At 53.4% G+C, this 22,130-nt stretch carries 24 protein-coding genes; 19 read left to right on the top strand and 5 right to left on the bottom strand.

Going from position 1 to position 22,130, the window contains the following annotated elements:
• Nucleotides 1-3: 3 nt before the first annotated feature.
• Genes KNP72_RS12455 through KNP72_RS12465 form a run of 3 tightly spaced genes read left to right on the top strand, consistent with a single transcriptional unit; the run spans nt 4 to nt 1,482 of the window.
• Entirely contained in the window at nt 4-498 is a 495-nt protein-coding gene (locus KNP72_RS12455; protein ID WP_251128999.1) for a low molecular weight protein arginine phosphatase, read from the top strand.
• 4 nt (nt 499-502) lie between these two features.
• Entirely contained in the window at nt 503-943 is a 441-nt protein-coding gene (rpiB, locus tag KNP72_RS12460) for a ribose 5-phosphate isomerase B (protein ID WP_021066115.1), read from the top strand.
• Nucleotides 940-1,482, top strand: a complete 543-nt coding sequence (locus KNP72_RS12465; RefSeq protein WP_214833655.1) for a TIGR01440 family protein — start codon at nt 940-942, stop codon at nt 1,480-1,482. The genes rpiB and KNP72_RS12465 overlap by 4 nt, the downstream gene beginning before the upstream one ends.
• Nucleotides 1,483-1,517: 35 nt before the next feature.
• On the opposite strand, the gene KNP72_RS12470 is transcribed toward KNP72_RS12465, so the two are convergent.
• Nucleotides 1,518-2,303: an alpha/beta hydrolase gene (locus KNP72_RS12470; RefSeq protein WP_214833658.1), complete on the bottom strand. Its 786-nt coding sequence runs from the start codon at nt 2,301-2,303 to the stop codon at nt 1,518-1,520.
• A gap of 128 nt (nt 2,304-2,431) precedes the next feature.
• Between KNP72_RS12470 and glyA the strand changes: the two genes are divergently transcribed.
• The 10 genes from glyA to KNP72_RS12520 all read left to right on the top strand — a co-directional run bounded on the left by glyA (nt 2,432) and on the right by KNP72_RS12520 (nt 12,985).
• A complete protein-coding gene (gene glyA / locus KNP72_RS12475) occupies nt 2,432-3,685 on the top strand; it encodes a serine hydroxymethyltransferase (RefSeq protein WP_058764822.1) in 1,254 nt (417 codons plus the stop codon).
• A 3-nt stretch (nt 3,686-3,688) separates the two neighbouring features.
• Nucleotides 3,689-4,615, top strand: coding sequence for a hypothetical protein (locus KNP72_RS12480; RefSeq protein ID WP_214719337.1), 927 nt, complete (start codon nt 3,689-3,691; stop codon nt 4,613-4,615).
• Nucleotides 4,616-4,723: 108 nt separating this feature from the next.
• Entirely contained in the window at nt 4,724-4,993 is a 270-nt protein-coding gene (locus KNP72_RS12485; RefSeq protein WP_214719338.1) for a hypothetical protein, read from the top strand.
• 72 nt (nt 4,994-5,065) lie between these two features.
• Nucleotides 5,066-5,743: a response regulator transcription factor gene (locus tag KNP72_RS12490; RefSeq protein WP_214719339.1), complete on the top strand. Its 678-nt coding sequence runs from the start codon at nt 5,066-5,068 to the stop codon at nt 5,741-5,743.
• A 1-nt stretch (nt 5,744) separates the two neighbouring features.
• A complete protein-coding gene (locus KNP72_RS12495; RefSeq protein ID WP_214719340.1) occupies nt 5,745-6,983 on the top strand; it encodes a sensor histidine kinase in 1,239 nt (412 codons plus the stop codon).
• Nucleotides 6,984-7,099: 116 nt separating this feature from the next.
• Nucleotides 7,100-7,828 carry a hypothetical protein gene (locus tag KNP72_RS12500; protein WP_251129001.1) on the top strand — a complete coding sequence of 243 codons (729 nt, stop codon included), beginning with the start codon at nt 7,100-7,102 and terminating at the stop codon, nt 7,826-7,828.
• 128 nt (nt 7,829-7,956) lie between these two features.
• On the top strand, nt 7,957-9,186 hold the full coding sequence (locus KNP72_RS12505; protein WP_214833661.1) for a hypothetical protein: 1,230 nt from the start codon (nt 7,957-7,959) through the stop codon (nt 9,184-9,186).
• 359 nt (nt 9,187-9,545) lie between these two features.
• Nucleotides 9,546-10,895, top strand: a complete 1,350-nt coding sequence (locus KNP72_RS12510) for a glycoside hydrolase family 191 protein (RefSeq protein ID WP_214833664.1) — start codon at nt 9,546-9,548, stop codon at nt 10,893-10,895.
• 143 nt (nt 10,896-11,038) lie between these two features.
• The gene (gene upp / locus KNP72_RS12515; RefSeq protein ID WP_021066126.1) at nt 11,039-11,668 is read left to right on the top strand and encodes a uracil phosphoribosyltransferase; all 630 of its coding nucleotides are present in this window, start codon (nt 11,039-11,041) and stop codon (nt 11,666-11,668) included.
• Between the two features lie 156 nt (nt 11,669-11,824).
• Nucleotides 11,825-12,985, top strand: coding sequence for a GGDEF domain-containing protein (locus tag KNP72_RS12520; RefSeq protein ID WP_251129002.1), 1,161 nt, complete (start codon nt 11,825-11,827; stop codon nt 12,983-12,985).
• Nucleotides 12,986-13,048: 63 nt separating this feature from the next.
• Here KNP72_RS12520 and KNP72_RS12525 read toward each other — a convergent pair whose 3' ends face one another.
• From KNP72_RS12525 to KNP72_RS12540, 4 genes are all read right to left on the bottom strand, one after another.
• The gene (locus KNP72_RS12525) at nt 13,049-14,635 is read right to left on the bottom strand and encodes an ABC transporter permease/substrate-binding protein (RefSeq protein ID WP_214833667.1); all 1,587 of its coding nucleotides are present in this window, start codon (nt 14,633-14,635) and stop codon (nt 13,049-13,051) included.
• Entirely contained in the window at nt 14,632-15,756 is a 1,125-nt protein-coding gene (locus tag KNP72_RS12530) for an ABC transporter ATP-binding protein (protein WP_021066129.1), read from the bottom strand. Before KNP72_RS12530 ends, KNP72_RS12525 begins: the two co-directional genes overlap by 4 nt.
• 182 nt (nt 15,757-15,938) lie before the next feature.
• Nucleotides 15,939-17,201, bottom strand: a complete 1,263-nt coding sequence (locus KNP72_RS12535; protein WP_214719389.1) for a (Fe-S)-binding protein — start codon at nt 17,199-17,201, stop codon at nt 15,939-15,941.
• Between the two features lie 65 nt (nt 17,202-17,266).
• Nucleotides 17,267-18,667, bottom strand: coding sequence for an FAD-binding oxidoreductase (locus KNP72_RS12540; RefSeq protein ID WP_251129010.1), 1,401 nt, complete (start codon nt 18,665-18,667; stop codon nt 17,267-17,269).
• A 645-nt stretch (nt 18,668-19,312) separates the two neighbouring features.
• On the opposite strand from KNP72_RS12540, the gene KNP72_RS12545 reads away from it, so the two are divergent.
• From KNP72_RS12545 to KNP72_RS12570, 6 genes are all read left to right on the top strand, one after another.
• Nucleotides 19,313-19,540 (top strand): hypothetical protein, encoded by a 228-nt coding sequence (locus KNP72_RS12545; RefSeq protein WP_021066132.1) that lies wholly within the window; start codon nt 19,313-19,315, stop codon nt 19,538-19,540.
• On the top strand, nt 19,537-19,965 hold the full coding sequence (locus KNP72_RS12550; RefSeq protein ID WP_214719346.1) for an ATP synthase subunit I: 429 nt from the start codon (nt 19,537-19,539) through the stop codon (nt 19,963-19,965). The genes KNP72_RS12545 and KNP72_RS12550 overlap by 4 nt, the downstream gene beginning before the upstream one ends.
• Nucleotides 19,965-20,702: a F0F1 ATP synthase subunit A gene (atpB, locus tag KNP72_RS12555; RefSeq protein ID WP_021066134.1), complete on the top strand. Its 738-nt coding sequence runs from the start codon at nt 19,965-19,967 to the stop codon at nt 20,700-20,702. The genes KNP72_RS12550 and atpB overlap by 1 nt, the downstream gene beginning before the upstream one ends.
• 69 nt (nt 20,703-20,771) lie before the next feature.
• Nucleotides 20,772-20,993 carry a F0F1 ATP synthase subunit C gene (gene atpE, locus KNP72_RS12560; RefSeq protein ID WP_012727360.1) on the top strand — a complete coding sequence of 74 codons (222 nt, stop codon included), beginning with the start codon at nt 20,772-20,774 and terminating at the stop codon, nt 20,991-20,993.
• Between the two features lie 71 nt (nt 20,994-21,064).
• A complete protein-coding gene (gene atpF / locus KNP72_RS12565) occupies nt 21,065-21,592 on the top strand; it encodes a F0F1 ATP synthase subunit B (RefSeq protein ID WP_021066136.1) in 528 nt (175 codons plus the stop codon).
• Nucleotides 21,592-22,125, top strand: a complete 534-nt coding sequence (locus KNP72_RS12570; RefSeq protein ID WP_214719347.1) for a F0F1 ATP synthase subunit delta — start codon at nt 21,592-21,594, stop codon at nt 22,123-22,125. Before atpF ends, KNP72_RS12570 begins: the two co-directional genes overlap by 1 nt.
• The last annotated feature ends 5 nt before the right edge of the window (nt 22,126-22,130 follow it).

The raw sequence follows: 22,130 nt of genomic DNA on the forward strand, positions 1-22,130 counted from the left end.
TCGATGAAACGCGTATTATTCATATGTAGTGGGAACACATGCCGAAGCCCGATGGCGATGGCCCTGCTCCGTTCGAAAGTGACGGGGGACGAGTTCGATATTCGTTCAGCCGGGCTTCGGACGATGCAAGGGTTTGACGCATCAGAAAATGCACTCCAAGTGTTGCGTGAACGAGGAATTGAGCTCGAGCACGTGACGCAAACGTTTGACGACGTCCTCGGACGCTGGTCGGACGTCATCTTGACGATGACACGGGCGCATCGTGAACAGATTCGGGACACGTATCCGGATTTGACCGATCGCACATTCACATTATATGAGTTCGTCACGGGACTCGAGCGCGATATTAACGACCCGTTCGGAGGGTCGATGAACGTCTACCGCCAAGTCCGAAACGAACTCGAACCACTCGTGAATCGACTTGTGCTAAAATTGACGAATGACGGGTCAAAGGTGACGAAACCACCGAGACGCCTACCAAAGAAGACGGGGGAATGACGGAATGAAAATCGCAATCGGCGCCGATCATGGCGGATTCAATTTGAAGAAAGACATCATCGGATTATTGGAAGAGCTTGGACACGAGTATAAGGACTTCGGGACACACTCGGCCGAGTCAATCGATTATCCGGACGTAGCTATTCCAGTCGCCGAAGCAGTCGCGGCCGGCGAGTTCGACCGTGGCATTTTGATTTGCGGGACTGGAATCGGCATCGGCATTGCCGCCAACAAAGTGAAAGGCATCCGGGCGGCACTCGTGCACGACTCGTTCAGCGCGAAAGCGACGCGTCAACATAACGATTCGAACATCATGACGATGGGCGAGCGCGTCATCGGACCGGGTCTTGCACTCGACTTAGTGGCGACATGGCTCGATACGGACTTCGAAGGCGGACGCCACTCGAACCGTGTCGACAAGATGAGCGCTTACGAAACGAAGTGAAGACGATGAAGGCGGAGCTTTTGAACTTATTGACGGAGTTGCATGAACGGTTTCCGTTAGATGAGGAAAAGATGCTCGTCATCGGTTGTTCGACGAGCGAGGTCGTCGGCAAGACGATCGGGAAAGCGGGTTCGATTGATGTGGCGTCGGATTTGATCGAGGCGTTCCTTGCGTTTCGGGACAAGACCGGCGTCCATCTCGCCTTTCAAGGGTGCGAACATATCAATCGCGCCCTTACGATCGAGCGACGGACCTTGAAACAGTTCGGGTTGACGGAAGTGACGGTCGTCCCGGTCCGCGCGGCGGGCGGGGCGATGGCCGAGAAGGCGTACGAGCGTTTCGACGCCCCGTGCGTCGTCGAAGCGATTCAAGCGGACGCCGGCATCGATATCGGATCGACGCTGATCGGCATGCATTTGAAGCCGGTCGCAATCCCGGTCCGGTTGTCGGCGAAGCAGCTCGGTGAGGCGTACGTTACGTTCGCCATCACGCGACCGAAATTGATTGGCGGCCCACGGGCCCACTATCCAGCAAAATAAAGAAAGCCGGTCTGCGCGACCGGCTTTCTTTTGCGTTATAACTCTTCACTGAACAAATATGAGATGACCATCGGGAACCGATTGCGCCAAGCGAGCTCGTTATGGACACCTTCCTCGATGACCTCGAAGCGGATATGTTCGACCTTGTCGCGCAGCAGGGCGTAGACACGCTCGCTCGACTCGAGATACATCTCGTTCGTCGGACCGTCCGCTGACGGCTGTTCGACTTCTTTGCGGCCGACGTCCATATACAGACGTTCGACGCCGTTCAAATCACTCGCGTCAATCAATTGCTCGAGCTCGGTCTGGTTGAACCAGAACGCCGAGGACAATGAAGCCACGCGCTTGAAGACGTCGGGATAGACGCAAGCGGCGTAAATCGAAATCAAGCCGCCCATTGAGCTGCCCATCATCGCCGTCTCGTCCGGCTTCGTCCGATAGTTCGCGTCAATCATCGGCTTCAACTCTTGGGCGATGTATTCAATGTAGGCTGATCCTTGTCCGCCGAGCGTCACGTCTTGACCGAGCAAGCTCTCGCCGATGTACGGGTTCTCCCACGGACCGTACTCGTCGAGCCGCATCTCACCGGGGGCGCTGTCGATGCCGACGATGATGATGTCGCGCTTCGAGGCGTCCATATACTCGCCGGCGCGCCAGCTCATCTTATAGCTCGCCTCCTCGTCGGCGAACACGTTCTGTCCGTCATGCATATAGAGCACGGGATAACGTTTGTCCGTCGTGTCGTAATCGGCCGGCGTATAAATCCGAATCGTCCGCTCGCGCTCGAACGGGGTGATGGTAATTTGTTTTGTCTCAATCATAAGTAGCCTCCTCTGATCGTCTTCTTTCATATGATACCCGACTTGCCCGTGGATTAGACGATACCCAAAAAAAGAAGCATATGTTACGATGGGGGTGTTGATTTTAGACATTCAGAGGGGGTTTCAACATGGTAAACACGACGAAGTTGAAAGTACAGGATGCGGAATTGTTTGAAGCGATGCAACACGAGCTCGGTCGCCAACGCGAGAACATCGAACTCATTGCCTCGGAGAATTTTGTCTCAGAAGCAGTCATGGAAGCGCAAGGCGGCGTGCTCACGAACAAGTACGCGGAAGGTTATCCAGGCCGTCGTTACTACGGTGGTTGTGAGTTCGTCGACGTGGCCGAGAACTTGGCCCGCGACCGCGCCAAGGAGCTGTTCGGTGCAGAACACGCCAACGTTCAGCCGCACTCGGGTGCCCAAGCGAACATGGCCGTTTATTTCACAGTCCTTGAAGCCGGTGACACGGTGCTCGGCATGAACTTGTCGCACGGTGGCCATTTGACGCACGGAAGTCCGGTCAACTTCTCAGGCGTTCAGTACAATTTCGTCGAATACGGTGTGGACAAAGAGACAGAACACATCGATTATGACGTTGTCGCAGCCCTCGCGAAAGAACATAAACCAAAACTCATCGTCGCTGGTGCCTCGGCGTACCCGCGGACGATCGACTTCGCTAAGTTCCGTGAAATCGCCGATAGCGTCGATGCCTACCTCATGGTCGACATGGCCCACATCGCGGGTCTCGTCGCGGCCGGTCTTCATCCGAACCCGGTCGAGCACGCGCATTTCGTGACGACGACGACGCACAAGACGCTTCGCGGTCCACGCGGCGGCATGATTCTCTGTAAAGAAGAGTTCGCCAAGGCGATCGACAAGTCGATTTTCCCAGGGATTCAAGGTGGTCCGCTCATGCACGTCATCGCGGCGAAGGCCGTGGCGTTCGGGGAAGCGCTCCAACCTGAGTTCAAAGAGTATCAGGCACAAGTCATCAAGAATGCACAGGTGCTCGCGCAAGGGCTAGAAGAGGAAGGGCTCCGCATCGTATCGGGCGGTACGGATAACCACCTTCTCCTCGTCGACCTCCGCGGCATCGACATCACCGGGAAAGCGGCCGAGCATGCGCTCGACGCAGCCGGCATCACGGTCAACAAGAACACGATTCCATTCGATCCGGCATCACCGTTCGTCACGAGCGGGATTCGTCTCGGGACGGCCGCGATGACGACGCGCGGATTGAAAGAAGACGATATGCGTGAAGTCGCTCGCTTGATCGGACGCGTCTTGACGAACCATGAAGATGAAGCAGTGCTCGCGGAAGCGCACGAAGCAGTCCGCGCGTTGACGTCGAAGTTCTCGCTCTATCCTGAACGAGGCTGACGAATGGACGTACGGACACTCGCAGATCGGGAACTTGCGGAACTGCCGCTCATCGATATGACGGAATGGCTCGTCCGAAAAGGCGAGCATGACCCGACGTTTCGCCTCGTCGCGAACGAGTTCGGGGTCGTGACGACGCTACTCGACCACGGGTATTATATCGAGGCAAGTGAACGGATTGTACCGCTTCTCGGAATGAAAGTGCCGGCGGCGTTTCATCGGCTCGGGCTTGCGCTCGAAGTGAAGGCGAACGGAAAGAAGGCGGCCAAGCGCCGCTTTCGTTCGTTCTCGCCGGCTGTCACCGGTCATGCGGACTTGTCGGCTTGGCGTAACGCCTTCAAATGGAACAAATCGTGGCTCGGTCTACCGCTCGTCGTTGGTCTCGGTCTGGTCGCACTCATCTTTTGGCCGGATTCGGAGCCGCCGCCCGTGACGCCGACCGCATCAAACGAACGGGTCGAAACGGTGACGGAGGACGAGGCGCTCGCGAAACGGTTAGAAGAGCTCGAGCAAGAAGTTGCTCGACTCGAGGAAGCGAACAAGGCGCTCCAAACCGAGGACGAGACGACCGAAGCTCCTGAGGCACCGGAAGTCATCCCGCTCGGCGAAGTCGAAACGCTCGTCTCGGACAAACAGTACGAGGAAGCCGATGCGCTCCTCATCGGCAAGGCGAAAGCCGGTCAGGAACAGGCCGTCGGGTTTTATCGGTTGCTCGTCGACAACAAGCTTGGCGAAGCAGAGATCGCCGATTATGCCGCCTATGTCGACACGTATCCAGAGTCGGGATATAAGGCGGACGTCTTATGGATGAAAGGCATCGCCGAGAAGAAGGCCGGGGACGACACATACCGGACGACGCTCGCCGAAGTCGCCGCCATGGACGGGACGTATTGGGCCCCGATTGCCAAATCGGTGCTCGAGGAAGAATGAGGTCGCAGCCGTGCTGTGACCTTTTTCTCATCAAATTCTAATCAATTTCACCGCTCTTTCTCAGCTCGCTCCCGTACAGTAAAGAAAAAGGATAAGGGAGAGGGACATATGCGCTCAACTAGCAGAGGAAAGATTGGAAGATTGATTCGAGGAGTGGCCGTCGGTGCGCTCGCATTGACACTCATGTCGGCAGGTGTCGCCGGGTTCTTATTATTCACCTTGACCGGTAACGCCTGGCTCGACCAAATCGCTCAAGTCGGGACTGATTTGGCGTTTCAGGCGGAAGGGATTGAAACGACGTTTGACCGGATGGGCGATTCACTCGAATTGCGCATCGAACAAGCGATTCCAGAGGCAGTTCGTCCGTTTTTTGACTGAGGAATCCGGGAACACTTAGAATGATGCGTCGGGCGGACTGCTCGGCGTTTTTTTTAAGAAAGGATGAATGGAATGCCTACGATTCTCGTCGTTGAAGACGATGCTAAAATTGCCAGATTACTTGAACTTGAACTCATGCATGCCGGTTACGAAGTCGAGGTCGCCCATGACGGGCAGGCTGGGCTCGACCGGGCGCTCACCGGTGGGATTGACCTGATGTTGCTCGATGTCATGCTGCCACAGATGAGCGGACTTGAAGTCGTGCGCCGCGTCAAAGAAGAGCAACCGCTCCTCCCGGTATTGATGGTGACGGCACGCGGGGACCGCTACGACAAAGTGAGCGGTCTCGACCTCGGGGCCGACGATTACATCACGAAACCGTTCGAGATGGAAGAGTTGCTCGCGCGGATTCGGGCGTTCTTACGGATGCGGCAACACGTCCAAATCGATACGAGCGAACGGGTTTTATCTTATGAAGGGCTGACCGTCGACGTCAATCGCCATGAAGTGATCTGCGAGGGGCAAAAAGTCGACTTGACCCGACGTGAGTTCGACTTGCTCGTCTATCTGCTCGAACATCCCGAACGCGTGCTCACACGCGACCAACTCGTCGAGCACGTCTGGGGCTTCGATTATTACGGGGACACGAACGTCGTCGATGTGTACGTCCGCTATGTCCGGAAGAAACTCGGGGGTTCTTGGATTCAGACGGTCCGAGGCGTCGGCTATATGTTGAAGCGTGGTGAATAAGATGAAGCTACGGACGAAGATTGCCTTGGCGATGGCGGGGTTCATGTTGTTCCTCCTGATCACCTCGTTCGGTGTAGCCTGGCTCGTCTCGCGTCAACAGATCGTCGACGCCCGCTATGATGTCTTGCGCCAGGCACTCAGCTTGCTCGAGGAAGACGAGCGGAACCAACAAGCCGTCTTGTCGTTGCACGAGGACAGTGTCGTGCTCGAACGGCAAGCGAACGGCGATTGGGGCATCATCGGCGGACAGGCCGAAGAGAGTTTGCGTTTTCCCGTCAACTTTGGAGAACCGGCGCTCGTCGATGATTGGTTCGTCATCGCGACGTCGAACGGGCTCGGCTACGCGTTTCAAGACGCGGCCGTGAGCGAGACGCTCCAGACGCTCGCCACGATTTTTCTCGTCATCTTCTTGATTGCGGTGGCGATGACGTTCCTCGGTAGCCTATGGATCGTCAGGCAAGGGCTCGATCCACTCCGCCGTCTCGAGTCGACGATGGAACGGATCACCGAGTCGGGTACGCTCGAGACAATCGATGTCGGGACGAACCGAGACGAGGTCTCGACGCTCGCGACCGGCTTCAACCAGATGATTGCCCGGGTCGAAGGATCGATGGAGCAACAGCGACGCTTCGTCGCCGATGTTTCACATGAACTGAAGACGCCGCTCACCGTCATCGAAGGGTACGCCAAACTGCTCCGGCGCTGGGGACAGAGCGACCCGGCCGTTCGTGACGAGGCCATCGACCACATTTTGACCGAATCGCGGCAAATGCGCGAGGACTTGATTGAACCGATGCTCGAACTGAGCCGATTCTCTTCGCTCAAAGAAGTGGAGACCGAGGCGATCGGATTGACTGAGCTGGCCGAACAATTGACCGAACGGTTCGAACGATCGCACGGTATCCATGTTCCGATCGAGGCGATGGGGGAGTGGCACGGTCATCGCGATTCGTTGCAACGGCTCGTCGTCATCTTCATCGATAACAGCTTGAAGTATGCGACTGACACACGCGTGACGATGACGCCGGACCGCATCGAAGTACGCGACCATGGGACGGCGCTCAAGGAGGAGGACCGGGCACGGTTATTTGACCGGTTCTATCGACTCGATGAGGCACGGGACCGGAGCGGCAGCGGACTTGGTCTCGCCATCGCCAAGGAAGTGGCGGACTTGAACGGGTGGACGGTCGGCAGTTATGCGAACGCGCCGGACGGCAGCGTCTTCTACGTCACAAAATGACAAAACTTTCGCAGATTCTCATCATTTTCTAATGGAATCCTCGTGGTGCTCTAAGGTCACCGTTCTATGATGAAGATGTAGAACAAGTTCACCACATGAAACGAGGAGGAAGCATCATGAAATTAATCGGATGGATTTTAGGAGTCGGGTTGGCGGTACTAGCCGTCGCCGGAATCGGGTTGTATGTCGCGAACGACAAGACGGACACGGTCATCGTTCCACGCGCGGTCGATAGCGTGAACAGCGGAACCGATGATGCCGCAGACGATGCGCAAGATGATGCGAGTCAAGAAGCAGCCACTTCGTCAGAAGGATCAGCATCGAACGATACGCCGGTCCGTTCGGTCGATGACGATGATTATAAATTGTATGGTACCCTCGTCAGCTTATCGGATCGTGATGTGACGATCAGCTTCAGCGGTAAAGAATCGACGTATCCGCTCGCGGCCCGTCATGAGATTGACGACGACACACCGAAAGCAGGGGACCGTGTCAAATTGGAATTCAATCAAAACGAGGAAGTGAAGGAAGTCGACCGTGAAAGTGACGACTTCGACATCTATGGCACGTTCGTCAGCCTGTCGGACCGTGACGTGACAATCGAACGTGACGGCGAGTCAGAGACGTTTAAACTCGCGAGCCGCTACGAGCTTGACGACGAGGCGCCAAAAGCCGGTGACCGTGTCAAACTCGAGTTGAACCTTCAACAGCAAGTGAAAGAGATTGAACGTGACGATGACCGGGATGACCAAGACAATCAAGATGATCAAAACGACAATCAAAATGATGACGACCAAGATGACGACCGTGACGATGATCAAGATGATGAGCGCGACGACGACTAAAAAAATGCCACGAAAGTGGCATTTTTTGTTTAATCTTCTAACTAGGTCAATAATTATTATTGTATGATAAGGTGAAAAAGAAAAATTTAGGCGATTCAATCCAAATAAATGTGAAAGGAGGGGGCGGGATGAAAAACGCAATTGGTCTGATAAGTTTGGCTGCCGTACTATTAAGTGGCTGCGGAGCGAATGAAATCAATGCGCTCAATTTACGACCGCTGTCGACGTATGCAATTCAACAAGACCGAGACATTCCGTTGACGTCTGCGTTGAAGACGCGATTGTTGAATTACTGTGAGCGGCAACCGACAGACGTGTTGCCGACGCGTCGGGCCGAATTGGCGGCTATCACATTCCGCCACCCCTTCTATGACGAATTAGGTAGTAAGACCGTCAAATATTGGCGGAGCGGGGACGAGCGTTACGTCTCTTGTTTGAACAGCAACGAACAAAATGAGCGCGTCTTCCGTACCGATGCCATTGAGGCGTTCGAGTCCGCGGCGGGGTCAGAACCGAGGGAGGTCGATGTCGGCAACACGCTATCGTTCATTCCTGAACCAGACGTCACGACCGTGGCGCGCGCCTTCGCGGTCAACGAGACGCATGAGACGATTGTTCCCGGTTCGGTATTCCGGTACCACACACCGGACCGTGGCGCGCTTCATGTCACCTATCACGTCTATAAAGACGGTGCCGAGACGGGACAGTTTATTGAGCCGGGACTGTTCGTCTTCGAGAGCGGTAAGAATGAAGGCGTGGCGTTCTTGACCCAGTTGGCCGATCAACGGATTACGCTCCAGATGGGTACAGAACAGGCGCGGGACCGAACCGTGTTACCTAGTTCGCTTTCGGGTGAGTACGTGCAAATCGACTCGATGGAAGCCGTCTTTAATTTAGATGCCGAAGGACGGCGGCTCTTGAAGCGAATCGTGCTCGCAGATGAGCCGATCGAAGACGTCTCGGAGCAGGACTCTGCCGTCTTATCGACTCGTTATGATACCGTGATTGAGGTATGGGTGGCCGTCCAACGGCCAGGCGCCGGTGAATTGACGATCACATCGGAGCAAAAAGATGCGATGCGTTTGGCGACATACGAGACGGAGACGAAGACGGCTCATCTTGGTGGCCCGAATACGCGTGAACTGTTCGAACTGTTGTCCCGCGTGAAGACGACGACTGCCGCACCGACGGGCGAACGCCGGGGAACGCTCGCGTTATATGAGCAGTTGACCGAGCAACGGTTCGACGTTTGGATCGAGGAAGAGAAAGATACCCTTCAACTGATGGACGTCGAGACGAAGCGGGTTTATTTGATTGATCAACTGGAATTAGAGGAATTACTGGACACTTACATATAAGCTAAAAACTATTTTTTTCCCGTTTCATGACACTTTCATGTCGTGAGACGGGTTTTTGTTTTCAAATTGACACTATGTTTTCGTAAAAAACTATCCTATAATTTTTTTTGCGAAGGTTCAACATTACATACACGAATCCGATACATCCATAAAACACACAGCACTAACCTTCTCGTCATTTGAATATAAGAAAAGGGGGAGCCACGAGACACAACTCCATTCAACCATCATCGTCCGTCACCACGTTTTGTCAGTCATCAGGAGAGGAATGGGTAGTGAAATTGAAAAAGTTAATTATGTCTCTAATGGTAGTGTTGTTGATTGTTAGTCTGAACATGTCTAAAACGGGGGCACAAACCATGAACCCACTCGACGGTGTGAAGAACTATCAAGTGTATTATGGCCATCCAACGGCAGCGATTTTGAAAGATATGCAAAACTATGACCTCGTCATTATTGAACCGCTTCATTACACGAAAGCGCAAGTGGAGCAAATCAAAGCACGCGGGACAAAAGTACTCGGATATATTAGCGTCATGGAAGTCGCGACATGGAACACAGGTCTCATGTCAAAACTTCAGTCAGGTGACTTCTTTACGCGTAACGGACAACGTGTCCATTACTCGGAATGGGATTCATACTTGACGAACATCGCCTCACCGCACTTCCAAGGGTTGCTCCTCACGGAAATCCAGAACCAAGTCGTCGCCAAAGGCATCGATGGCGTGTTCATGGATACGGTCGGTGATATCGATAACGAACATTTGAATAACCCGACCGTGCTCAAGCAGCAACGTGACGGACTCGTCAACTTCTTGAAGCAAGCACGGGCCCGCTATGGTGAGATCGCCATGGTCCAAAACTGGGGCTTTGACACGTTAGAAACGTCAACGGCACCTTACGTTGACGGCATCATGTGGGAGAGTTTCAACGCCGACACGATCAAGAGCGACGCTTGGTCACAAAACATGATTAAGAAATTACAAGCAGTCGACGCGAAGCATTCGGTCAAGACGCTCACGATTTCGACACGTCTTAGCGCGGACAGCCACAAGCTCGCCAAAGATTCTGGGTTCATCCATTTCCACGAAGCGGATGCTTACGTGAACTGGAACGCAGGTCTCGTGACGCGTACACAGGATACGACGCCGGCACCGGTCGCAGTAGCACCGACGACGAAGCCAGCTGAAACGACAACGACGAAGCCAGCTGCGACGACAACGACGAAGCCAGCTACAACGACTGCAACGAAGCCAACTACAACGACAGCAACGAAACCGGCTACAACGACAACGACGAAGCCAGCTGAAACGACAACGACGAAGCCAGCTACAACGACTGCAACGAAGCCAACTACAACGACTGCAACGAAGCCAACTACAACGACAGCAACGAAACCGGCTGCGACGACAACGACGAAGCCTGTAACAGAAACGGCGACAAAGCCTGTCACAAAGCCAGTCTCAGCTCCGAAAGCAGATGCCTCGACGGACAAACCGACCGAGTCGAAAGAAAAAGAAAAAGCTGACTGGAAGCAAGAGAAGAAAGACAAAAAAGAGAAGAAGAAGGCGAAAAAGCATGCCAAAAAACATGCTAAAAAGCATGCCGGCAAGCACAGCTCGTCTAACGACCATCACGCCGCCAAAGGAAACATGTGCGGAAAAGTGAAACACAAGACGGCCGGTTTCTTAAATTTCTTCAAATTCTAAACCATGTGTCACCTGAACTCCGAGGGATCGATTTCGTTCCTTCGGGTTTCGTCTGACCTCTTAAAAAACAGAAGTTGACCCTACCTTTCTCAGAAAAGTTAGGGTACAATGCTCAAGAGAGATTGAGAGAGGAGTGAAGCATGATGGGCAAAGTACACGTTTATGACCACCCATTGATTCAGCACAAGATGACGATTATGCGTAAAGTAGAGACGGGGACGAAGCAGTTCCGTGAACTCGTAGACGAGGTTTCGTCACTCATGGCATATGAAATTACACGCGACCTTCCGCTTACTGATGTGGAAATCGAGACACCGGTCTCTGTATCGACACAGAAGATGATTGCCGGCAAAAAATTGGGAATCGTCCCAATTTTACGGGCAGGCCTCGGCATGGTGGATGGCTTCCTCAAAATGATGCCGAACGTCAAAGTCGGTCACATCGGTTTATACCGTGACCCAGAGACGCTCGAGCCGCACGAATACTATCTCAAGTTGCCGACGGACGTCACAGAACGTGACTTCATCGTCGTCGACCCGATGCTCGCGACAGGCGGTTCAGCAGCCGACGCGATTGCCGCGCTTAAAAAGCACGGTGCCAAGTCGATTAAGCTCGCTTGCCTCTGTGCAGCCCCTGAAGGTGTGGAACGTGTTCAAGCCGAACACCCGGACGTCGAAATCTATCTCGCCGCACTTGACGAGAAGTTGAACGACCACGGCTACATCGTACCAGGACTCGGTGACGCAGGTGACCGTCTGTTCGGAACGAAATAAGCATGAACCCGATGAGAGGATCCTGGTGATCCTCTCTTTTTTGTGGGAATGTGCACCAATCGATTCAAATTAGTTGAGACGATCGAAGAGACGGCCGATAGTAGAAGAGGAAGAGACCGTAAGTCGGTCCGACGTCGGGATAAGGGAAGAGACACGATGAAGACTAAATTCTCGCTACTGCAAAGATACTTACTCATCTCCTTGATGGCGTTGTTTTTGACGAGCGTCTGGAGCTATAGCGCGTTTCAGGACATCGAGCAGGAAAATCGACGGATTGTCGAGGAAGCCATCCCGATTTCGAACGCTGTCTCGGAGCTGTTTCGGCTATTGCTCGACCAAGAGCTATCGGTTCGGGGCTATACATATAACCAAGACGCGCAGTCGCTCGAACAGTATGAGGCGACGAAACAATCATTGGAGGAGACGATTCGTATTATTCGTGAACTCGACGAGCGTCATCCGATTATGCAGGAATTGATTCAAGACGAGGCGTTGCCGCTCATTCAAAAAATGGAGGCGTTTCATGCGTCGCAAATCGAACTCATCGAGGCGGGGGATGTCATCCCCGCGAACGCGCGTCGCTATAGTGGCATCGATTATATCAACCAGTTCCGAGACGTCGATGCGGCCCTTCGTGAAGACATCGACAACATCATCCAACAAGCCACGCTTCGGAGTGAAACTGCCTCGAATTCAGCGAAATGGGTCATCTTCATCGTCGTCGGCATCGCATTGTTGCTGTTGATGACGTTCATGCATACGTTCCGGCTCGAGCGCAGCAAACAAGCGCTCATCCATCGCTCGCTCCATGACGCCTTGACCGGGATTTGGAATCGTCGAGCTTTTGACGAGAAGTTAGAACGGATGTGGGACGAAGCGACCGATACCGAAGACGTGCTTGCGCTCCTTTTGCTTGATATTGATGCGTTCAAGACGTATAACGACACATACGGCCATTTGGCCGGAGACGCTTGCCTCGAACGGGTGGCGAACGCGATCGACAAGGCGGTCGGGGAAGACGGCATGACGGCACGTTATGGAGGCGAAGAGTTCGCGGTGCTCCTGCGGCCACGTCACGCGCGCCAACCGAAAGAAATCGCGGAACGGATTCGGCAGGCGGTGCTCAAACTGAACATCGTGCACGAAATGTACACCCCGTTGCGAAAAGTGAGTGTCAGCATCGGCGTCGCCGAACATGCGCCAACGCCAAGTGGCGATAAGACCGACTTGATTGAGGCGGCCGACCAAGCCCTCTATCAGGCGAAGCAGAGTGGGCGCAACCGCGTCTCGGTCGGCCAGGCGACGAACGTAGGTTAAAAGCGGACACAGAAAAAAGACGACCTTCCCGATTCAAACGGGAGGGTCGTCTTTCGTATAGGTTTATTGTTCAATCAATCCTTCTTGGATGAGGAAGTCGCGGGCGACTTTCTCCGGACGTTGTTTCTCGACGTCAGCAAGATAATTGAGCTCTTGCATCGTCTCGTCCGTGATTTTCCCGCTCAGCAAGTTCAATACGTCCGCGAGCTCAGGATGCTCGGCGAGCGTCTCTTCACTGACGATTGGGACCGCGTAATACGGCGGGAAGAACTGTTTGTCGTCCTCGAGGACGGTCAAATCGAAGCGTTTAAGCAAGCCGTCGGTCGAGAAGCTGTCGATGGCGTTACTCTCATTGTTCATGAGTGCCGTATAGCGGAGTCCGCCGTCGACCGGTTTCACGTCCTGGAAGTTGAACGGATACGCTTCTTTCAAGCCAAGGTATCCGTCTTCACGGTTCGAGAACTCGATTGTCGGACCGAAGACGAGCTCGTCACTCACCGCAGCGAGATCTGAGATGGTCTTTAAACCGTATTTATCGACGTCTTCTTGTTTGACGGCGATGGCGTAGGTGTTATTGAAGCCGATTGGATCGAGCGTGCGGATATCGAAACGTTCGTTCACTTGTGTCACGACTTTGTCGTAGACGACGTCCGGGTCGTTCTCGACTTCTTGCTTCAATACATCTACGAACAACGTGCCCGTATATTCGACGTACGTATCAATCTCACCGGTCCGTAGGGCGCTGAAAGCGACCTGGGTCCCGCCGAGGTTCAATTGACGTTTCACATCGAGGTCTGTCTTGTCTTCAATCAAGTCGGCGACCATGTTCCCGAGAATCAATTGCTCGGTAAAGTTTTTCGATCCGACGACAATCGTGTCATCTTCACGGGTGAAGGCATAAATCGAACCGGCGAGGAGTAGGACGAACGCCGTCGCGATGACGATGAGTGGTTTCGTGACTTTCTTCGCCGAACGACGCGTCTTTTTCTTCATCCGGCCATCCGCGAGGACGATGCCGTTCGGTGCGACCTTGTACTCGATGCGGCTGACGATGAAATCAATCAACAGTGCGAGCAGACCGGCCGGGATGGCACCGGCAAGGATTTGGTTGTTGTCAACGGTCTGAATCCCGGCGAAGACGAGATAGCCGAGACCACCGGCTCCGACGAACGCGGAGATGGTCATGAGTCCGACGGCCGTGACCGCCGAGATGCGAATCCCGGCCATGATGATCGGGAGCGCGAGCGGGAGCTGAATCTTACTCAAAATCTGACGGTCGGTTAGGCCGATCCCTTTAGCTGACTCGAGCGTATCACCCGGGATGCTCGAGAGGCCCGTGTACGTGTTCTTCACGATCGGGAGGAGCGAGTATAAGACGACCATGATGATGGCCGGCGTCGACCCGATTCCGATGAACGGGATGAGGAAACCGAGGAGAGCCAAACTTGGTACGGCTTGGACAACGCTCGTCAGCCCGAGAATCGGTTTCGCGAGGCGCGGAATCCGTAAGATGAGAATCCCGAGCGGTACCCCTAACAGGACCGCAAGTGAGACGGCGAACACCGTTAGTTGTAAGTGTTCGAGCAAGAGCGTCCCGATTTGATCGGTATTGTTCGTGAAGTAATCGAAAAATGATTGAATGGCGTTCATAGCGTTTCCTCCTCTTGCATGAATTGCTCACTGAGGACGGAAAGCAAACTGCTGCGTGTAATCAAGCCGTGAAGTATTGAACCGTCGACGACGGGGAGGTACCCTTGGTCGCTCGTGTTCATGACGTCTAAAATGTCGAGAAGCGAGTCCTCGATTGAGACGAAGGCGTAATTCGTATTCATGACTTCCTCGAGTCGCTTCGTCTTGTCTTGAATGCTGTGGACGTCCTTCAATTTGATGAGTCCTTGGAGGACGCGATCACGGTCGGTGATCAACAGGCTGTCGACTTTACGTGAACGCATGATTTCAATCGCTTGAAGCACCGTCCGTTTCCCGCTGATTGATACCGGATCGGTGATCATGATATCTTTCGCTTTAATGAATTCAGGGCTGTTCCAAATCCGATTCTTCCCGATGAACGACTCGACGTATTCGTCTTTCGGGTTCCGGAGAATTTGTTCCGGAGTATCGAATTGGACGATTTCCCCGTCGCGCATGATACAAATGCGATCGGCCAGCTTGATCGCCTCATCCATATCATGGGTGACGAACACAATCGTCTTTTTCACTTCTTCTTGAAGATTGAACAGCTCTTCTTGGAGATCGTTTCGAGTGACAGGGTCAAGGGCGCTGAACGGTTCATCCATCAAAATGACTTCCGGGTCGTTCATGAGGGCACGGGCGAAACCGATACGCTGCTGCTGACCGCCGCTCAATTCGCTCGGATAGCGATCGATGAATTGGTCCGGGTCGAGGCCGACCATACGGAGAAGGTGTTCGGTGCGTGCGTCCATGTCTTGTTCGGCATGTCCTTCGAGGCTCGCAATCAATTGAATGTTTTCGCGAATCGTCATATGCGGAAAGAGGCCGGTCTGTTGAATGACATAGCCCATCTGGCGCCGCAATTCGATCGGATCCATTTTGCGTGTGTCTTGGCCGTTGACGATAATCGTGCCTTCCGTCGGCTCGATCAAGCGGTTAATCATTTTCAACGAGGTCGTCTTCCCACAGCCGGACGGGCCGATAAAGACGACGAGCTCACCTTTGTTGATTGTGAGATTCATCTCTTTCAAGACGGTCGTTTGTTTGAACGTTTTCTTGACTTGTTTAAACTCAATCATGCAGTCACCCTTTTCAATAATTATTTTCACATAATCTTATATGCCCGTTGTTAGATGATTGTAAACATTTTTTTCGAAAAAAGAGTTTGAACCTCTGATAAAGCGGGGATTATTATTGTCATTTTTATTCGAAATGAAAAAGAGAGGAGGACACGTGTAGCCAGTGTCTTCCTCTCAATACGTTAGTTTACATGAATATCCATCGCCTCGACGAGTAAATCTGCCAAATGGACAGCGCGCATCGAGTCGGTCCCGTGTTCTTGAATGCCGAGCTGCATCTGCATGTGGCAGCCCGGATTCGATGTCACAATCGTTTGTGCCGCCGTGGCGTTCACGTGACCCATCTTCATCTCGAGGATGTCGTTCGCAATCACCGGTTGCAATAGATTGTAGACGCCGGCCGAGCCACAGCAGTGGTCGGCATGCTTCTGTTCGATATAGACGGCGCCTTCGATTGCCTGAAGCAACACCCGTGGGGCGAGTGCCCCTTTTTGCACGTTGCGGAGGTGGCACGAGTCTTGGTACGTGATGAGCTGCTCCGGTAGGGAGAGCGGTACGCGGTCGAGGAAGCCGACCTCAATCAAAGTCGAGGCGAAGTCTTTAATCTTGGCCGTGAACCGTTCCGCGCGTTCGGCCCATTCCGGGTCGTGCTTTAACAGATGGTCATAGCCGACGAGGAACGCACCGCAACCGCCGGCGTTCGTGATGATGTAATCGACGTCCTCGGCCTCGAACGCTGCGATATTCTGCTTGGCGAGCGTGACGGCGCCCGTCTGTTCACCGGCATGACCATGTAAGGCCCCGCAACACTGTTGCGTTTTCGGGATGACGATGTCGCAGCCCGCCGCTTGGAGCAGTTTAATCGTGTTGGCATTCGTCTCATAGAACATCGTGTCCATCAAACAGCCGCTGAAGAAGGCGACTCGGGCCGTTGTCGCTCCCGTCGCCGGGATTCGCTCTGGACGTCGACGTCGCTCCGTCTTCGGCGGGACCGTCGGTAAAATCGTCTCCATCTTCTGGAGCTGGTCCGGGAACCAATCGAGGATGCGGAGCTTGTGAGTGAGCGTCTGGACGCCAGACTGTTGATAGAAGCGGAGAAAGCCCGTCGCCGTCTCCATCTTCGCCTTATTCAAGAACAGCCCGTCAAAGACGACTTTGCGGACGAGACGTTCGCGGACCGGCATCTGCCCGGTCGCACGTTTATGTTCGGTGATGGCGGCGCGTGCGTCCTCGAGCAGAACGCTATAGCGTACCCCGGCCGGGCATGCCGGCTCACAGGCGAGACAACCGAGACATTCGTTGAGCGTCTTTTCGACGCCCTCGTCCGGTTCAATCAATCCGTCGACGACACCTTTCATGATGGCGATGCGGCCGCGCGGGGAGGCCGACTCGTCTTTCGAGCGGATATATGTCGGGCAAGTCGGCAGGCAAAAACCGCAGCGCATGCAGCCGAGCATCTCTTCATAGTCGAGCTTCTCGGTCATGCGGCTGGCGAGTTCGGGCGTCTGCTTCATGATTTACCTCCTTGGACGATGCGTTTTTTCGCCGCTTTGGCGAACATCTTCTGCGGGTTCATGATGCCGTGCGGATCGAAGGCGAGCTTGATGCCTTTCATGACGTCTATCCCGGCCGGACCGAGCTTCCATTCGAGATACGGGGCTTTCATCGCCCCGACCCCATGCTCGCCGGTAATCGTCCCGCCGAGGTCGAGCGCGGCGGCGAAAATATCAGCGAACGCCGCCTCGACACGTTCCATCTCCTCATGATTCCGGGCATCGGTCGCGACCGTCGGGTGCAGGTTGCCGTCCCCGGCATGACCGAACGTGGCGATTTGAATATCATACGCTTGTCCGATTGCTTCGATGCGCCGGACCATCTCGGCAATCTCGCTCCGTGGCACGGTCGCATCCTCTAAAATCGTCGTCGGGCTGAGTCGGGCGAGGGCGGACAAGGCGATGCGCCGGGCGTAGCGGAGCGTCTCAGCATGCGCCTCGTCTCGGGCCACTTCGACCGACAAGGCCCCTTCTTCTAGACAGACGGCATGCATCGCCTCGATGTCTTGTCGGACGACGTCACGCGGGCCGTCCTGTTCTAATAGAAGGAGAGCGCCGACGTCCGTCGGCAATCCGATGTTCGCATACGCCTCGACGACCTCGATCGTCTTCTTGTCCATGAACTCAAGCGTCGCCGGGATGACGCGATTCTCGATGATGCGGCTCACTGTTCGGGCCGCGCTGTCCAAGTCCTCGAAATAAGCGAGCATCGTCTGTTTTGTCTCGGGGAGCGGGATGAGCTTGAGTGTCGCTTGCGTAATGACGGCGAGTGTCCCTTCCGAGCCGACGAGGAGACGCGTCAAATCGTACCCGGCCACGTCCTTGGCGAGCTTGCCGCCCGTATGGAGGACATCCCCGTTCGGGAGCACCGCCTCGAGCGCGAGCACGTAATCGGCCGTCACACCGTATTTCAATCCGCGTAACCCACCTGAGTTCTCGCTGATGTTGCCGCCAATCGTCGAGATTTTCATCGAGCTCGGATCCGGCGGGTAGAACAGTCCTTTCGCCTCGACGGCTTGCGCTAGATGGACAGTGATGCAGCCCGGCTCGACCGTCACCGTCAAGTTCTTCTCATCAATCTCGAGGATGCGGTCCATATGGCGGAAATCTATGACGACACCACCAGAAAGCGGCGTCGTCCCGCCAGCAAGGTTCGTCGCCGACCCACGGGGGACGACTGGGATGCGGTATGTATGGCACAGCCGTAGTACAGTCTGTACATGTTCGGTCGAGCGGGGGGCGACGATGGCGTCGGGCATCGCTTGATAGTTAGGTGTCGCGTCAAACGAATAGGCGAGTCGGGTCGTCGGGTCCGTGAAGACGACGTCGGCACCGATTTCCTCACGTAATTGATTCATCCAGTCCATGGTAGTTCCTCCTCACATGCATCAAAATTTTCATGATGCGGGCGTCGGTTTCGAAAGTCACAAAATCGACACATTTTTAGATAGCGCTTACATCGTAATCGTAGCCATTCGAACTGGTATTGTCCACCCATTTCGGCTTGATGGGAAGGGATTTCCAGACGTGTGGACGATAAAAATCGCCCTGTGAGATTCATCACTACAAATTCGTCAGAACCCCTCGACATGACAAAAAGATAATCGGTATACTGATACAGGAAGATGAAAACGATTTCAAAATCGGGTCAACGTCCGTTTCAAAACCTTTTGTGAACGTAAGCCGTTTGTCATTGTGTTTTCCAAAACGTGGAGGTATAACTGAACTATTCTTCATCTGATTCGCAATGTGAAATGTTATAAAGTCAACATTTTTATTTCACCGTTTCTTCATACTTTTTTAAAATTTAGCGATTTTAATTTAGTTTGTGAACTGCGTAAAAGCCTTGATACACCTTGATTTAAAGCGCTTTTATAATTGTGAAATTCATTGACTTCTTATGCCATTTCCAGTACTCTGAACTTGTGTGACTTTTGATGGTCACGCGAGTGTGAATTCGATGGAGAAGACGGAAAGCTCGGCAGCTCGAAAGGAGGATCAGGATGACGAAAAAAGACAATCGTTACCTATCCTACGCCTCGCTCGCCTCTCAAATTTCGACCGCGCTCGCTGGACCGATCGTCATCGGTTATCTCGTTGGCCAATACGGGGCGAGACGTGAGTTTTGGGGCACGTTTGGTTGGAATGTGTCGGTGTTTCTGGGGATGGCTCTCGGAATCACGGCGCTTGTTCTCACCCTTCGAAGTTTACTGACAGGAGAGGACGAATGAAGCTAGAACAAAAGGAACTACAACAAGTGCAAGCAGACAGAAAAGCACAAAAGCAGTTGATGAAACGCTATACGAAGTGGTTTATCGGATGGTTCGCCATTCTCCTCATCGGAGCGCTCATCGTCCCTATGTACAAACCGGTATTTCTCGGCTTGTTCCTAGGTGGGGTCGCCAGTCTCATTATTCTACATATGCAGAATCGAAGCGTCATTCGGATGTTTGACGTCATCGAACATGGACGACGCCCAAAGTCGCACGGGACTGTTTCAAGAATGGCAGTCGGTGCACTAGCCGTGATAGTCGGTCTCTTTTATGAGGATCGAGTATCGCTGATTGCGGTGGTAACTGGTCTAATCGCCGGCCACATCATACAATTTGGCGAGTTCACACTTGCCCAGCTCAGCAGGAAAAGAGGTGAATACTAATGGGTCATGAGTTTCCCACATATTCTCTACAACTCGGAGATTATACGTTATATGGGAGCTGGACGAACGTCATTACGGTGCTGATCGCATCACTACTCGTATTTACGTTTGCCGTTTGGGGAACGCGACGCTTGGCTATGAAGCCGACTGGTAAGCAGAACTTAATGGAATTCTTCGCAGAATTCACACGCGGGATTATCTCAAGTGCGATGGACTGGAAGACTGGGGGCCGTTTCATCGGGTTTGGAATGACGTTGATTTTGTTCATTCTCTTCTCGAACTTGATGGGTCTACCGTTTAACGTCATTTCTGGTCACTATCTATGGTTCAACTCACCGACGGCCGATCCTTACGTCACGTTGGCATTGTCGACACTCGTCGTTGCAATGTCGCACTATTACGGCGTGAAGCTACACGGTTTGAAGCACTACTCGGCGGAATTCGTGAAGCCGGTCTGGTTCTTATTGCCGATCAAGCTCATCGAGGAGTTCGCGAACACCTTGACGCTCGGTCTGCGTCTTTACGGTAACATCTTTGCCGGTGAAATCATGATTACCATCATCTTGGGACTCGCAATTACCGCAGAAGGGGCACTTAACCCACTCGGTGCTGTGTTCGCAATTCTCCCAATGATTTTATGGCAAGGCTTCTCAATCTTTATCGGGGTTATCCAATCCTACATTTTCCTGACGCTTGCAATGGTGTACATCGGGCATAAAGCTTCTGCCGAGCATTAATTCGGGCAGGTCTCGCCAAAGCGTTGAACAAAAAAACTATTTACTTAACTTTTAGGAGGAATATACACAATGGAACAACTCAATCTTCTTGCAACAGCACTCGTTATCGGTCTTGGAGCACTCGCGGCGGGTATCGGTAACGGTCTCATCGTATACGGAACAGTACAAGGACAAGCACGTCAGCCAGAACTCAAAAACGAACTTCGTCAAACAATGTTCATCGGTATCGGTTTGGTTGAAGCCCTCCCGATCATCGGTGTGGCTGTCGGTTTCCTTCTCCTCAACTCTTGATTACGAGTTAACGAGAACAACGTAAGAGGGAGCGTGTCTCCCTCACTTATTTAGTCAAGAGGAGGGTATGCATGGATACGATGATGATTGCAGCTGGTGCTGGTGGCGAAGGCCTCCGCATCCTGGATATGATCTTTACACTTTTCACATTCCTCGTACTCTTGGCCCTGTTGAAGAAATTTGCTTGGGGACCACTCCTTGGAATGATGAGACAGCGTGAAGAGTATGTAGCGAACGAAATTGAACTCGCTGAAAAGAGCCGCAAAGATGCGGAAACATATGTAGTCGAACAACGTGACGCGCTCAGCGCAGCACGGACAGAATCGAAAGAAATGCTTGATTCAAGCCGTCGTCAAGCAGAAGCGGAACAAGCACGTTTGGTGGAGCAGGCGCGTTTGGAAGCCGAACAAATCAAAATCGAGGCGGGTAAAGCGATCGAACGTGAGCGTGAGCTCGCGAAACAATCGCTCCAGACCGAAGTCGTCACACAGGCGCTCTCGGCCGCACGCCACGTCCTTCAGTCAGACCTTAAAGGCGACGAAGTGAAACAACGTGCCCTCGTTACAGACTTCCTGTCTAAAGCGAAAGGTGCTAACTGATGAACACATCGTTAGCAAAACGCTATGCCAAAGCGCTCTTCGACTTAGCGCGGGAACAAGGCGCGCTCGACCAAGTCGAAGCGGAAGTGCGTCTGCTCGATGAAGTGCTCCACGCGACTCCTGAACTTGCGAATCTCTTAGAGAATCCGGCAATCAGTGACAGCGAGCTTGCACAGCTTTTAACACATAGCTTTGGTGACATGACAGATATCGTGCTCAACACACTTCTCGTCATGGTCGAAAACGACCGTGCGAGCGAAGTTCGCGGCTTGTCGCGCTACGTCCTTGATTACATCAATGACTACCGTGGCATCGCCGAAGGGTTCGTCACGAGTGCTTACCCGTTGTCGGCAACAGAGTTGAAAGAAGTCGAACTCGTCTTCGGACAGAAGATGAACAAGACACTTCAATTGAAGAACGTCGTCGATGAAGACGTCATCGGTGGACTCCGTGTCCAAATCGGCTACACGACGTATGATGACACAATCGAAAACAAACTAACACGCCTCGAGCGTGAATTGTTGAATGCGTAAGAAAT

It is taken from the genome of Exiguobacterium sp. s152 (assembly GCF_018618335.1).
Taxonomy (GTDB): domain Bacteria; phylum Bacillota; class Bacilli; order Exiguobacteriales; family Exiguobacteriaceae; genus Exiguobacterium; species Exiguobacterium chiriqhucha.